Genomic DNA, 12,624 nt, shown 5'->3' on the forward strand with positions numbered 1-12,624 from the left:
TCAGATATCTCTCACCCATTCGGCATAGCTGTCTTCCGCGAAGCGCATCTCGCGCAATTTGCGGAAGCCTGCCGGGATATGGTTGGCGTCGATGGGCGATGCAATGCCGCCCTCGCCGATCGCTTCCGGTCCCTGGAACAGCACGATGCGGTCGACCAGTCCTTCGGCGAGGAAGGCGCTGGCTACCTTGGCGCCGCCTTCGACCAGAACGCTGGCCATGCCGAGCGCGCCGAGATCCTCGAGCAGTTCCGGCAAGGCCACGCCGCCTTCATGGGTTTCGGTGCCGATGAAGCGCACGCCGGCACGCTCCAGCACCGACCGCCGCAGCGGATCGGCCCCCAGGCTCGCGGCGACATAGAGCGGCACTCGGTCGGTGCCGGAGACCAGCTTCGAGGCTTCCGGCAGCCTGATCTGGCGGTCGAGCACGATGCGCGCCGGCGAGCGGTTCTCCAGCCCCGGCAGCCGCACGGTGAGCGCCGGATCATCCTCCAGCGCCGTGCCGATGCCGACCAGTATGCCATCGGCTTCGGCGCGCATCAGATAGACTTCGCGGCGGGCGATATCGCCGGTGATCGCGACCTGGCCGGCGCCGTGCCTGCCGATCTTGCCGTCGCTGGAAAGCGCAAGCTTCAGAATCACTTCCGGGCGCTTTTTCAGGGACCGAATCAAATAGCCGGCCATCTGCTCGGCGGCTTCCTCGGCCAGCACCTTTTCGACCACTTCGATGCCGGCGGCGCGCAGGATGGCATAGCCTTTGCCGGAGACGCGCGGATCGGGATCGCTGGCGGCGCCGACGACCCGCGCCACTCCGGCATTGACCAGCGCGTTGGCGCAAGGCGGGGTGCGGCCATGGTGGGCGCAGGGCTCCAGCGTGACATAGGCCGTGGCGCCGCGCGCCAACTCGCTGGCGTCAGCCAACGCCGCGGGCGCGGCAGGCGGCCGGCCGCCGACGGCGGTGACGCCGGTGCCGACGATCATCGGCCCGGCGCCATCGTCGCGAACGATGATGGTGCCGACCGAAGGGTTGGTCGAGGTGCGGCCGGCATTTCTGCGCGAGAGCCTCAGCGCTGCGGCCATGAAGCGGCGATCGAGGGCCTGCTGATCGGCCTTCCCTGACGTTTGGCTTGCCATGCTCAGCCGGCGTCCTCTTCGCTCTTCAGCTCGTCGCCTTTGAGTTCGTCACCTTTGAGCTCACCCAGCACATCGTGAAAATCCTTGGCCTCACGGAAATTGCGATAGACCGAGGCGAAGCGGACATAGGCGACGTCGTCGAGCGACTTCAGCGCTTCCATGACGAGCCGGCCGACCTCGCCCGAGGCGATTTCAGTCTCGCCGGAGCTTTCGAGCTGACGCACGATGCCGGTGACGGCGCGGTCGATGCGCTCGGGATCGACATTGCGCTTGCGCACCGCGATCTCCACCGAACGCAAGAGCTTGTCGCGGTCGAACGGCACCTTTCTGCCGGACTTCTTCACCACCACGAGGTCGCGCAACTGGACGCGCTCGAAAGTGGTGAAACGGCCACCGCAATCGGGACAGACGCGCCGCCGGCGGATCGCCGCGCCATCCTCGGCGGGGCGCGAATCCTTCACCTGCGTATCTTCGGACTGGCAATAGGGACAGCGCATGGAGAGCCTTCAGGTTGGCGATTCTGGCGGAACGATAGGCTTAGAGGTTTTTGCCGGGACGGCAAAGGTTCGGCAACGGCCGCTGGCGCCCTCAGAGATAGCGAGGCGGGAGGAAAATTGCCAGCCGCGCCAGATATGTCAGGGGGCGACGTCCTTGGTCGGGAAGCCGCAGGACGTTCCGAGGTTGCGGTAGGCCTTGGTGAAGCCGTCCATAGGGATGCTGGCGACGGCTTGCTTGCCGAACGTCACGTCGAGCGAGATGACCTGGCGCATGGCCCGCAACAAAGCGAGACTGGTCTTGGCCTGGTTGTCGACGGTCCAGCTCGGGCGGCCGGCATCATTGGAATAGACAGTCGCGGAAACCTTGACGCCGGGGTCACCGAAGGTCGCGGCGATCTTCTTGCCGGTCGGCAGCTCCTTGTTGGCGACGGTGAACATGATCGCCGGATAGGCATCGGGCGGCAGGGCGTCGCCAGTCGAGATCGAAAGCGTCAGCGTGCCGGCATTGCCGCCGCCATCGACAAAGGCCGTGGAGGCAGCGCAGGTCTTGTGGGAATCCTGGCCGGTGTCGAGCGCATCGATGATGGTGGTCCACCTGCCAAAGGTGTTTGTGGCGGGGATATCCGTGCCCGGCTGCGGCTGCTCCTGGGCGATCGCGCCCGACACGGCGACAGCGGCAAGCGAGCCGATGAAGGCCAGAACGGCAGGACGGAACACGCGCATCGTCAGATCTCCAACAGGCCGCGCCGCCCGAACAGCAAGCGGCGCAGAGCGCGGGATAAAAGACGATGCGCCGCTGGTGGTCAACCGAGATAGGGATAGAGCGGGAAACGATCGGTCAGCGCCACGACCTTTGCCTTCACCGCCGCCTCGACCGCCGCATTGCCTTCGTCGGAATTGGCGACCTTCAGCCCGTCCAGCACTTCGGCGATCAGCTTGCCGATCTCGCGGAACTCGGCCTGGCCGAAGCCGCGCGTGGTGCCGGCCGGCGTGCCCAGACGCACGCCAGAGGTGACGAAAGGCTTTTCCGGATCGAACGGGATGCCGTTCTTGTTGCAGGTGATGTTGGCGCGGCCGAGCGCTGCCTCGGCGCGCTTGCCGGTGGCGTTCTTGGGCCTGAGATCGACCAGCATCAGATGGTTGTCGGTGCCGCCGGACACGATGTCGAGGCCGGTTTCCTTGAGGCTCGACGCCAGCGCCTTGGCGTTGGCGACGACGCTCTCGGCATAGAGCTTGAAGCTCGGCTTCAGCGCCTCGCCGAAGGCGACAGCCTTGGCGGCGATGACATGCATCAGCGGCCCGCCCTGCAGGCCGGGGAAAACCGCCGAATTCATCTTCTTGGCGATGTCCTCGTCATTGCACAGGATCATGCCGCCGCGCGGGCCTCGCAACGATTTGTGCGTGGTCGTGGTCACGACATGGGCGTGCGGCAGCGGTGACGGATGCACGCCGCCGGCAACCAGGCCGGCGATATGGGCCATGTCGACCATCAGATAGGCGCCGACCGCATCCGCGATCTCGCGAAAACGCTTCCAGTCCCAGATGCGCGAATAGGCGGTGCCGCCGGCCAGGATCAGCTTTGGCTTGGTCTCATGTGCGGTCTTTTCGATCGCGTCCATGTCGAGCAGATGGTCGTCCTTGCGCACGCCGTAGGAAACGACTTTGAACCACTTGCCGCTCATATTGACGGGCGAGCCGTGCGTCAGGTGGCCGCCGGAATTCAGGTCGAGGCCCATGAAGGTGTCGCCGGGCTGCAGCAGCGCCAGGAAGACCGCCTGGTTCATCTGGCTGCCGGAATTCGGCTGGACATTGGCGAAGTTGCAGCCGAACAGCTTTTTGGCGCGCTCGATGGCGAGTTCCTCGGCGACGTCGACGAACTGGCAGCCGCCATAATAGCGCTTGCCCGGGTAACCCTCGGCGTATTTGTTGGTCATGATCGAGCCCTGCGCCTCGAGCACGGCGCGCGAAACGATGTTTTCCGAGGCGATCAGCTCGATCTCGTGGCGCTGGCGGCCAAGCTCGTTGCGGATGGAGCCGAAGATCTCCGGATCGGCATCTTCCAGCGTGGTTTCGAAGAAGGATTCGAATTTGTTCGACGCTGCCGCTGCAGTTGCCATGGCCTGAAATCCTTCGGTTCGGGGCATTTATCTATGCATATCGTTGCCCCGAAACCGCTGCACGGTTCCGGGCGACATGCATTGCCGCGCCATTAACACAGTTGTTTTCGCCTCGCCACGTTTGCAGCGCGAAATTTGCTGGCCGGATTGCGCCAGAGCGGCCCTGTACCGCTATTTTCGCTCCTGCCGCCCCTGCAGCAAGGCTTCGGTGAGCGTGATCTCGGTAAACAGCGCCCGCGCCGTATGGTCGTTGATCGCGCCGCTGCTTAACATGTCGCGCACGGCGATGCGCTCGGCCTCGATGCCGGCAAGCCGCATTTCGAGCTCCAGCCGCCCGGCTTCGCGGGCCTCTGCCCGGGCGTCGTCGGCCTCGTCCGAGGTGGCGATCCGGCGCCGGTAGCCGGCGACGATGTTTTCGGCGGCGGCAAGCCTGGCGCCGGGCACCTCGCCCTGGTCGTCGTCGCTGGCGCCCGCCATGCTTTCGACGCGGGCGATGGCCGCCTTGGCGGCGCCGATGCGGGCGAGACGCTCCTCGATGGCGCTGCCATCCTCGCCCGGCTCGACCAGCCCGCGCGCTATCTTCGGCAGCGCCACGCTGGCGATGGCGAGCGAACAGATGATGACGCCGGCGGCGAGGAAGATCACCAGGTCGCGCGCGGGAAAAGGCGAGCCGTCCGGCATGGCGAGCGGGAGCGACAGGATGCCGGCCAGCGTGATCGCGCCGCGCACGCCCGCCACCGAGCCGGCAAGCCGCACACGCATCCCGAACGGCTCGGCCTTGCGCTTTCCCCATTTTGCCTTGAGGCCTGCCGCGATGTCGCCGACCCAGATCCAGAGGAAGCGCAGCGCGATCAGGCACAGCGTCAGCGCAATCACCGTCGCGACCGGCTGGATGATCGGGTAATGGCCAGTCAGTTCGGGCGGCACGCGGCGAATGATTTCGGGAAGCTGCATGCCGAGCACGATGAACAGCGCGCCATTGTAGACGAAGGACAAGGTCGTCCACAGCGAGATCGTCTGCATGCGCGCCGAGACGCCGAGGAAGCGGAAGACGCCGGAGCCGCCGGTCAAAAGCCCGGCGGTGACCGCCGCCAGAATGCCTGAGGCATGCAGATGTTCGGCGACGAGATAGGCAATGAAGGGCAGCAGGACCATGACCAGAACCTGCGCCTCGGCCGGAACGCCGCCGATGCGATTCAGAAGCTGCAGGAGCCTGGCGGCGATGAACAACGCGGCGATGCCGGCCAGGATGCCGATGGCGACGGCATAAACGAAGCTCAGCGATGCATCGGCGAAGGAAAAGCTGCCGGTCACGGCGGCGGCGACGGCGAAGCGGAACATGACCAGGCCCGAGGCGTCGTTGAGCAGCGCCTCGCCTTCCAGAATATGCATCAGCCGCGCCGGCACCAGGCTTCTGTCGACGATCGAGGACACCGCCACGGCGTCGGTCGGGGACAGCACGGCAGCGAGCGCGAAGGCGACGACCAGCGGGATGCTCGGCACCAACCAGTGCAAGGCATAACCGAAGCCGACAATGGTAAAGAAGACCAGCCCGATGGCCAGATCGAGGATCGGTCCGCGCAGCGCGATCAGCTCGCGTTTGGGCGCTCCATAGGCATCGCCGAACAAAAGCGGCGGGATGAACACCAGCAGGAAGAGTTCGGGGTCGATCTCGACATGGATGCCTTTCACCGGCCATGCGAGCGCGGCGCCGATGGCAATCTGCAGCACCGGCAGCGGCACCCGAACCAACCGCACCAGTGCGCCGGAAAGAGCGACGAAGACCAGCAAGGCGAGGATGAAGATTGCGACCTGCATGGCGCGATTCCGGCTGTTTTGAGGACCATGCGCAATTGCCGTTAGTCCGTCCAGATGGGCCTGCGGCGCAACGTCCGGCAGTGTTCATGGCCTGCATGGCTGGCGGCCACCAGTCTTCTTCTGTTGGGATGTCGAACGGAAAAGGCCGCCTCACGGCGGCCTTTTCATAAACAATTCAGGCACCTAGAGCGAAGAGGTGATCTGCAGTTCGCTGGCGCCATCGAGCGCGTAGACGTCGTCGCGGAACTGCACGACGCCCGGACCCGTCGACCAGGCCGACACATAGAGGAAGTGGACCGGAACCGGGTTGACGACCTGCACCGGCGTGTTCTCGCCGGTCTTGATGGTAGCCTCGAAATGCTGGCGGTCCCAGCCGGGTGTGTCGCGCAGGATCCATGTGACGAGGTCGCGCACGTTCTGGACACGCACGCAGCCCGAGGAATCGAAGCGCATCATCTTGCCGAACAGGCTTTGCTGCGGCGTATCGTGCATGTAGACGCCGTCGGGGCTGGGGAAGTTGATCTTCACCGAGGCCATGGCGTTGCCGGAACCCGGATCCTGGCGGAAGCGGTATTTCGCGGCATCATCCGTCGACCAGTCGACAGTCATCGGATCGACTTCGCTGCCATCAGGCGCAAACAGCCGGATATGGCTGTCCTTGAGATAGTCGGGGTTCTTCCGCATCAGCGGAATGATGTCCTTGCGCACGATCGAGACCGGCGCGTTCCAGTAAGGATTGACGATGATCTCGTTGATCTTGGAATTGACCACCGGGGTCTGGCGGTCGATCTTGCCGACGATTGCGGTGTGGCGCAGCACGACGCGATCGTTCTCGACCGCCTCGATCTGTGCCGCCGGGATATCGACCAGCACATAACGGCTGCCCAGCGTGCCGGCCTTTTCGCGCAGGCGCTCCAGATTGGTCTGCAGCTGACCGAGGCGGATCTGCGCCGAAACGTTCATCGCCGCATAAGTGTACTTGCCCATGGCACCGTCGGCCGGCAGGCCATGGCGCGCCTGGAAGCGCTTGACCGCGGCGTCGACGTAGGAATCGAACGACGTCGAAATGCCGGCGCTCTGCGCCAGATCGCCCGAAACCATCAGCCGCTTGCGCAGCGGCACCACGTCCGGATCGTCGACGCCAAGCTGCAGCTTCTTTGTCGCCGGCACCTCGCCCCAGCCGCCCTGGGCGACGATGTTCTGATACTGCGCCACAGCCTGTTCGGTGAAGGCGACCGTCTGTAGGCTGAAGATCGGCAGCGTCGAGGCGACCTTGCCGCCTTCGGAGGCGCGGGCGTCGAACTGGTCGTCCCAATTGCCACGGTTCGAAGACTTCAGGATATCGTCGATCACATCCTGCGCGCTGGCGGCATTGGCAACCATGGCAACGGCGAGCGCGGAAGCTCCGGAAAGGAAAAAGCGGCGGCTGGTTCTCATGGACGTTCCAGACATTCTTGTCGTGTTGGCTTGTAGCGTTTGGCTGTTGCAGCGTTCGGCTACGTGCTCGATTTTGGGCGATATCGCCCGCACTTTAAAGTTGGCATTGTTAAGAATTAGCCAACCATGACCTGCGTCACCTGGCCGTAAAAAGCGGACGGCGATGCGACGTTACAGGCGCGCGAACAGCTTTCGCCGCCGCATACCCACACCCCTCGCTTCCACCGCGAATATGGCGGCAACGTGGCTTTGCGCCGAATTTGGAAGCGCCGGCGGCTCGAAAAGAAAAGGCCGGTGCTTTTCGGCACCGGCCTGTTGGCTGAGACTTTCCTCCGGCCGCGCTTCTTCCGGCGCAGCTGCTATTCAATGGCCCGCTGATTACATCCTGTAAGCAATCGTGTCGTTCCAGAAGCGGTCGAGGCGCTGCAGCGCGCGGTTCATCTGCTTGAACTCTTCGCTGTTGATGCCGCCGACCTGTTCGATCGAGCCGACATGGCGCTCATAGAGACCGGCGACGACTTCCGCCACTTCATTGCCCTTCGGCGTCAGCGAAACGCGGACCGAACGGCGGTCGATGCGCGAGCGCTGGTGGTTGATGAAGCCGAGATCGACCAGCTTCTTCAGATTGTAGGAGACGTTCGAGCCGAGATAGTAGCCACGCGAGCGCAGCTCGCCGGCGGTCAGTTCGGAATTGCCGATATTGAACAGAAGCAGCGCCTGGATGGCATTGATGTCGGAACGGCCGTTGCGGTCGAACTCGTCCTTGATCACGTCAAGCAGACGGCGATGCAGACGCTCCACCAGTTGCAGCGATTCCATGTAAAGCGAACGGATAGCCTCGCGGCGATCGTCGGATACGTTGGCGGTCTTCGCCGCCGGACGCGAATTGATCATTGTCTTTGCCTCTCGTTTGTCGCCCTGGTGATTTTTTGTTTTTCACCTTGATTGCGACACTATCGAATACTCATAAAATTCGACTTAAACGCTAGGGCTAACAAGAGCTTACCGGTAATAGGTTTCGCAAGACGCTTAACGAACGGTCACCCGAGCAAGGATAATTAACCTAAAGATTTACCCAATGGCTGCGGGGCGGCGTTTCAGGCGCGCGCGGGGCGCTTGCGCATCCAGATAACGACGCGGAAGGCGATGTAGAGCAGCGCCACCGCGGCATGCGAGAAGACGATCAGCGGCCGGTGGCCGTACAGATCGGGGAAGCCGGCATACATGATGGTCTCGGTCACCGCGCAGATGAACCAGATCACCGGGCCCCACGACGCCAGCATCCAGAGGCCGGCGGCGGCGAAGGGGAAGAACACGGCCAGCATCACCGCCACGACCTGCCAGTGCACCGGCATCAGGTCGAAGCGCCACAGCGGGCCGGGATAAAAGCCGATCAGCCGGATCCAGTACAGGATGCCGAACAGCAGGCAATAGCCCGCTATGACGCGCTGGAACCAGGCGAAGATGATCTCGACACCCGAGGGCTGCAGCACGATGCGCCGCGACGTGACCTCGCTCACAGTTCGAGTTCCCGTTCGAGCGGCGCGAAATAGGCGTCCACCGAAGCAGCGTCGACCTCGGCCAGGCTTGCCGGCCGCCACTGCGGCGTCGAACCCTTGTCGACGAGGACGGCGCGGATGCCTTCATAGAAGTCGTGCCCGGCCAGCATGCGGTTGAGGATGCGGAACTCCATCTTCATGCAGGCTTCCATCGACAGCGTCAGCCCGGCGCTGATCTGGCGCCACGCGACACTGAGGCTGGTCGGCGAGCGGGTGCGGATGGTGGCCAGCGTCTTGGCGGCAAACTCGTCGGCGCCTGCCGCGCGCTCCAGGCTCTCGAGGATTTCGGCGAGCGAGGGTTGGGAAAAATGCCGGGCAATGGCTTCCAGCACCGGCTGGCCGGTCTCCCGCCTGGCCGGCACGAAAAAGCCGCGCAGCACCGATTCCGGATCGCCATTGGCGCAGAGCCGATCGAGAAAGGCAGCCTGGTCGGCGGCCTTGATGGTGTGGGTGGCCAGGCCAGACCACAGCGCATCGCCATAGCGAATGCGGTTGCCGGTCAGCGCCAGATACATGCCGAAGCTGCCGCCAAGGTCAGGCAGAAGATGGCTGCCGCCGACATCGGGGAAGAAACCGATGCCGACTTCGGGCATGGCGAACTGGGCGTTCTCGGTCAGCACACGCTGCGAACCGTGGAAAGAGATGCCGACGCCGCCGCCCATAACGATCCCGTCGATCAGCGCGACATAGGGCTTTTTGTAACTGTTGATGCGGGCGTTGAGCCGGTATTCGTCGGCGAAGAACTCGACCGGCGGCTTCCCGGCGCGGGCCTCGTAGACGTGCATGATGTCGCCGCCGGCGCAAAACGCCCTGCCCTCGGCCTTGACGACGACGACATCGATGCCGACGTCGCGCTCAAAAGCGTCGAGCGCCTTGTCCAGCGCCTTGATCATGCGATGTGTCAGCGCATTGAGCGCCTGCGGCCGCGTCAGCGTGACGACGCCTGCCTTGCCCAACCGTTCGAAGCGGATCTTGTCGCCGCCGCCAAAAACCATCGTCAGAGAATCCCTCCCCGCGCCTGCGGGACTGAAGTGCTAAAGGTGGCGCATGGGTGCGTCAACCGGCGGGCGCGGTTTGGATTTTCGCAAGGGAACGCGACCGTGCTTTGCCCCCGACAGAAATGCGCGCAAAATTGCCGGGCAAAACAGCCTTTCTTCTGATGCAGGGACAAACGCATGACGCTTGAAACCGCAGCGCCGAGCCATGGCTGGGAGATGCCGAAAAAGTTCGACCCGGATGATGTTCTCAGCCGCCCGCTGATGGCCAATCTGGCGACCGTGACCGCTGACGGTGCGCCGCGCAACGCGCCGATGTGGTTCATCTGGGAGGACGCTGCGATCTGGCTGCTCGGCTCGACCGGCGCAAGTGCTGTCAAACACCTCGAACGTGACCCGCGCTGCGCCGTGGAGATCGTCGACAATGAGGCCGGCATCCTGCTGCATCTCGGCCTGCGCGGCGTCGCCACCATAGAAGCTATGGCGCCGAACCGCTTCAAACGGCTGCTGCACAAATATCTCGGCCCGGAGGCGACCTGGAACCGCTGGTTCATCGACAATGTCGCCGACATCGGCCATCCGGACGGGCGCCTGATCCGGCTCGCCCCGGAGAGCACCTTCACCAACAATGTGTCGTTCTTCAAAACCGGCCCAGAACTGGCGTGGCCGCCAAAGCCGTAAGCACCGCGTCATCGGCTGGCACAATCGTGTCGCATTGGTCAGCGGCAAGGCCTCGTGGTAAAAGCCGCCTCGACCCGGAGTTTTTGCGATGAACAAATTCACCCCCGCGACGAGCAACAAATTCCCGCCGGCAAAGCTCGGCGCACGCAGCGTCGACGAGATCACCGGCAGCCGCCGCTTGCGGCGCATGCGCAAGGCCGACTGGTCGCGCCGCCTGGTGCAGGAAAACCGGCTTACGGTGAACGATCTGATCTGGCCGATCTTCGTGATCGACGGCAAGAACACGCGCGAGCCGATCGCCGCCATGCCCGGCGTCTTCCGCCTGTCGCTGGACCTCGCCGTCAAGGAGGCCGAGCGGGCCGCTAAGCTCGGCATTCCGGCGATCGCCACCTTCCCCAATGTTGAACTCAGCCTGCGCGACCAGACGGGATCGCACATCCTCGACCCGGAAAACATAATCAACCGCGCCACCCGCGCCATCAAGGACGCAGTGCCCGAGATCGGCATCATCACCGATGCCGCGCTCGATCCGTTCACCTCGCACGGCCATGACGGCATCTTGCGCGACGGCATCATCGTCAATGACGAGACAGTGGAACAGGTGACCGCCGCGGCCGTCATCCAGGCAGCGGCCGGCGCCGACATCATCGCGCCGTCCGACATGATGGACGGCCGCATCGGCGCCATCCGCGACGCACTCGACGCCAACGGTTTTTCGGATGTGGCGATCATGTCCTATGCGACGAAATTCGCCTCCGCCTTCTACGGCCCCTACCGCGAGGCGGTCGGCACCGCCGGCCTGCTCAAGGGCGACAAGAAGACCTACTATCTCGACCACGCCAATTCCGACGAAGCGGTGCGCGAGGCCGAGCAGGATATCGCCGAGGGCGCCGACATGCTGATGGTCAAGCCCGGCCTGCCCTATCTCGACATCATCCGCCGGCTGAAGGACGAGTTCCAGATGCCGACCTTCGCCTACCAGGTGTCAGGCGAATATTCGATGATCAAGGCGGCGGCCGCCAATGGCTGGATCGACGGCGAAAAGGCAATGCTGGAGAGCCTGCTCGCCTTCAAGCGCGCCGGCTGCGACGGCATCCTGACTTACTTCGCGCCGGAAGTGGCGCAAATGCTGAAGGGATAAATTCACTCCAGCACATAACTCTCTTTGACATTTCTTGTTTCGAAGTCCAGCCGACCACGCCCGCAAACCGACATGTCTTGGAACAAGTCGGGATTCTTGATGCCTGCTTCGACACAGGCTTCTCTCAATTTGGCGGTGCAAATGACGATGCCCATGTTCTTCTGTTTGAAGATATGCGCATCGCCAACAATCTCCTCCTTGAAATAGAAGCACGCGCCTCCGGCGCGGTCGTAGTGGACGCCTCCATTCTCGCCGATCAAAAGCCTAAACTTCGACGATTCGAGATCCACGGCATCAATCTTGCGAACGATGTCGCAAAGGTAGTGCTTTGGTTCGATCGGCTTTCCGCTCAAATAGAATACGTCGCAGTCGTTAAACACGACCCCATCGGGGTCGACTGACTGCAGAACTTCCTTCAGGCGCTCGGATACAAGCCAGTAACAATGAAAATCTTCTAAGTCTTTTGGTGGCCTGCAATAGGCTGTCGCTTCAGGCCGTAGCCTGGGCGTCTCCGGGTACTCAGGAAAGCCGTATCCCCCAAACTCCGTCGGCCCGAGCAGTATGCGGGGTGGCGGCACCAAAGCTTGGGCGTTTTCCAGCTGAAGACAATGGGACCCGCCGCGATATGTCGGTCCGATCTGGAAGAATTTTCCATGTTTCTTGAATTTCGCCTCTTTGCGGAAAACCCGCTCTGGGACTTGAGCTGGCCTATTCTGCGGGCGGTTCCGGTTGGCAAACAGTTTTGCAATGAGTGAAATAATGGTCACGTGCGCGCCTGCTCAGTTTACCGACTTTCGAGTTCAAGACTAAATCGCGTGAGAGTACCCGTCCACCTGCTTCGCGCCCGAAGTGGCGCAAATGCTGAAGGGTTAGCCGGAACCCTGATACACCGGGTTCCGGCTTTTCCTCACGCCTTCGGCAAATAAGGGATCGTTCCAGCGAGATCGGTATCGTCGATCAGTTGGAAGCGGCTGTCGCTGCCCTTCCGGCGCTCCGCCACAAACGGAGCGTATTGCGGATCGTTGGTGAAGGCTTCGGCTGCCTTTGCCGACGGAAACGCCATGATGGCGATCAGGCTGGTGTCGAGCGGCTTGCCCTCCAGCGTCTTCACATTGCCGCTGCGGGCGAGATACTTGCCGCCATGCTTGTGGACGAGGTCATGCACCGAAGCGGCATAGGCCGGCACCCATTTGTCGTCCTTCACCTTGATGTCTGCGATCACGTAAGCGGTCATTGTCCAACTCCTCA

13 protein-coding genes are annotated in these 12,624 nt (G+C 63.1%); 2 read left to right on the forward strand and 11 right to left on the reverse strand.

Features of this window, described 5'->3' with window-relative positions:
• The 9 genes from ribD to NKI06_RS11210 all read right to left on the reverse strand — a co-directional run bounded on the left by ribD (position 1) and on the right by NKI06_RS11210 (position 9,554).
• Positions 1 to 1,131 carry a bifunctional diaminohydroxyphosphoribosylaminopyrimidine deaminase/5-amino-6-(5-phosphoribosylamino)uracil reductase RibD gene (gene ribD, locus NKI06_RS11170; RefSeq protein WP_352985280.1) on the reverse strand — a complete coding sequence of 377 codons (1,131 nt, stop codon included), beginning with the start codon at positions 1,129 to 1,131 and terminating at the stop codon, positions 1 to 3.
• 2 nt (positions 1,132 to 1,133) lie between these two features.
• A complete protein-coding gene (gene nrdR, locus NKI06_RS11175) occupies positions 1,134 to 1,628 on the reverse strand; it encodes a transcriptional regulator NrdR (RefSeq protein ID WP_023669351.1) in 495 nt (164 codons plus the stop codon).
• 138 nt (positions 1,629 to 1,766) lie between these two features.
• Positions 1,767 to 2,351: an invasion associated locus B family protein gene (locus NKI06_RS11180; protein WP_023669350.1), complete on the reverse strand. Its 585-nt coding sequence runs from the start codon at positions 2,349 to 2,351 to the stop codon at positions 1,767 to 1,769.
• Between the two features lie 80 nt (positions 2,352 to 2,431).
• Positions 2,432 to 3,745, reverse strand: a complete 1,314-nt coding sequence (glyA, locus tag NKI06_RS11185) for a serine hydroxymethyltransferase (RefSeq protein ID WP_023730851.1) — start codon at positions 3,743 to 3,745, stop codon at positions 2,432 to 2,434.
• Between the two features lie 171 nt (positions 3,746 to 3,916).
• Positions 3,917 to 5,563, reverse strand: a complete 1,647-nt coding sequence (locus tag NKI06_RS11190; protein WP_352675146.1) for a Na+/H+ antiporter — start codon at positions 5,561 to 5,563, stop codon at positions 3,917 to 3,919.
• 183 nt (positions 5,564 to 5,746) lie between these two features.
• Complete coding sequence (locus NKI06_RS11195; RefSeq protein ID WP_023682396.1) at positions 5,747 to 7,000, reverse strand: L,D-transpeptidase family protein; 1,254 nt, start codon at positions 6,998 to 7,000, stop codon at positions 5,747 to 5,749.
• A gap of 378 nt (positions 7,001 to 7,378) precedes the next feature.
• Complete coding sequence (gene ldtR, locus NKI06_RS11200) at positions 7,379 to 7,894, reverse strand: transcriptional regulator LdtR (RefSeq protein ID WP_023672997.1); 516 nt, start codon at positions 7,892 to 7,894, stop codon at positions 7,379 to 7,381.
• Positions 7,895 to 8,097: 203 nt separating this feature from the next.
• Positions 8,098 to 8,520, reverse strand: a complete 423-nt coding sequence (locus tag NKI06_RS11205) for a DUF6163 family protein (RefSeq protein ID WP_023682398.1) — start codon at positions 8,518 to 8,520, stop codon at positions 8,098 to 8,100.
• On the reverse strand, positions 8,517 to 9,554 hold the full coding sequence (locus NKI06_RS11210) for an enoyl-CoA hydratase/isomerase family protein (RefSeq protein WP_023682399.1): 1,038 nt from the start codon (positions 9,552 to 9,554) through the stop codon (positions 8,517 to 8,519). The genes NKI06_RS11205 and NKI06_RS11210 overlap by 4 nt, the downstream gene beginning before the upstream one ends.
• A 180-nt stretch (positions 9,555 to 9,734) precedes the next feature.
• Between NKI06_RS11210 and NKI06_RS11215 the strand changes: the two genes are divergently transcribed.
• Complete coding sequence (locus tag NKI06_RS11215; protein ID WP_352812426.1) at positions 9,735 to 10,235, forward strand: pyridoxamine 5'-phosphate oxidase family protein; 501 nt, start codon at positions 9,735 to 9,737, stop codon at positions 10,233 to 10,235.
• Positions 10,236 to 10,323: 88 nt separating this feature from the next.
• Entirely contained in the window at positions 10,324 to 11,376 is a 1,053-nt protein-coding gene (gene hemB, locus NKI06_RS11220) for a porphobilinogen synthase (RefSeq protein WP_023682401.1), read from the forward strand.
• Positions 11,377 to 11,378: 2 nt separating this feature from the next.
• Here hemB and NKI06_RS11225 read toward each other — a convergent pair whose 3' ends face one another.
• On the reverse strand, positions 11,379 to 12,143 hold the full coding sequence (locus NKI06_RS11225) for an imm11 family protein (RefSeq protein WP_023715392.1): 765 nt from the start codon (positions 12,141 to 12,143) through the stop codon (positions 11,379 to 11,381).
• Positions 12,144 to 12,283: 140 nt separating this feature from the next.
• Positions 12,284 to 12,610 carry a DUF1330 domain-containing protein gene (locus tag NKI06_RS11230; RefSeq protein ID WP_023673003.1) on the reverse strand — a complete coding sequence of 109 codons (327 nt, stop codon included), beginning with the start codon at positions 12,608 to 12,610 and terminating at the stop codon, positions 12,284 to 12,286.
• Positions 12,611 to 12,624: the final 14 nt, after the last annotated feature.

Source organism: Mesorhizobium sp. M0772 (genome assembly GCF_040320135.1).
Taxonomy (GTDB): Bacteria; Pseudomonadota; Alphaproteobacteria; order Rhizobiales; family Rhizobiaceae; genus Mesorhizobium.

Excerpts from the sequence above, each read along its gene's own strand:
- NKI06_RS11180 (WP_023669350.1), bottom strand. The coding sequence starts at position 2,351 with ATGCGCGTGTTCCGTCCTGCCGTTCTGGCCTTCATCGGCTCGCTTGCC.
- ldtR (WP_023672997.1), bottom strand. The coding sequence starts at position 7,894 with ATGATCAATTCGCGTCCGGCGGCGAAGACCGCCAACGTATCCGACGAT.
- hemB (WP_023682401.1), top strand. The coding sequence starts at position 10,324 with ATGAACAAATTCACCCCCGCGACGAGCAACAAATTCCCGCCGGCAAAG.
- ribD (WP_352985280.1), bottom strand. The coding sequence starts at position 1,131 with ATGGCAAGCCAAACGTCAGGGAAGGCCGATCAGCAGGCCCTCGATCGC.
- NKI06_RS11195 (WP_023682396.1), bottom strand. The coding sequence starts at position 7,000 with ATGAGAACCAGCCGCCGCTTTTTCCTTTCCGGAGCTTCCGCGCTCGCC.
- NKI06_RS11210 (WP_023682399.1), bottom strand. The coding sequence starts at position 9,554 with ATGGTTTTTGGCGGCGGCGACAAGATCCGCTTCGAACGGTTGGGCAAG.
- nrdR (WP_023669351.1), bottom strand. The coding sequence starts at position 1,628 with ATGCGCTGTCCCTATTGCCAGTCCGAAGATACGCAGGTGAAGGATTCG.
- NKI06_RS11215 (WP_352812426.1), top strand. The coding sequence starts at position 9,735 with ATGACGCTTGAAACCGCAGCGCCGAGCCATGGCTGGGAGATGCCGAAA.
- NKI06_RS11230 (WP_023673003.1), bottom strand. The coding sequence starts at position 12,610 with ATGACCGCTTACGTGATCGCAGACATCAAGGTGAAGGACGACAAATGG.
- glyA (WP_023730851.1), bottom strand. The coding sequence starts at position 3,745 with ATGGCAACTGCAGCGGCAGCGTCGAACAAATTCGAATCCTTCTTCGAA.
- NKI06_RS11190 (WP_352675146.1), bottom strand. The coding sequence starts at position 5,563 with ATGCAGGTCGCAATCTTCATCCTCGCCTTGCTGGTCTTCGTCGCTCTT.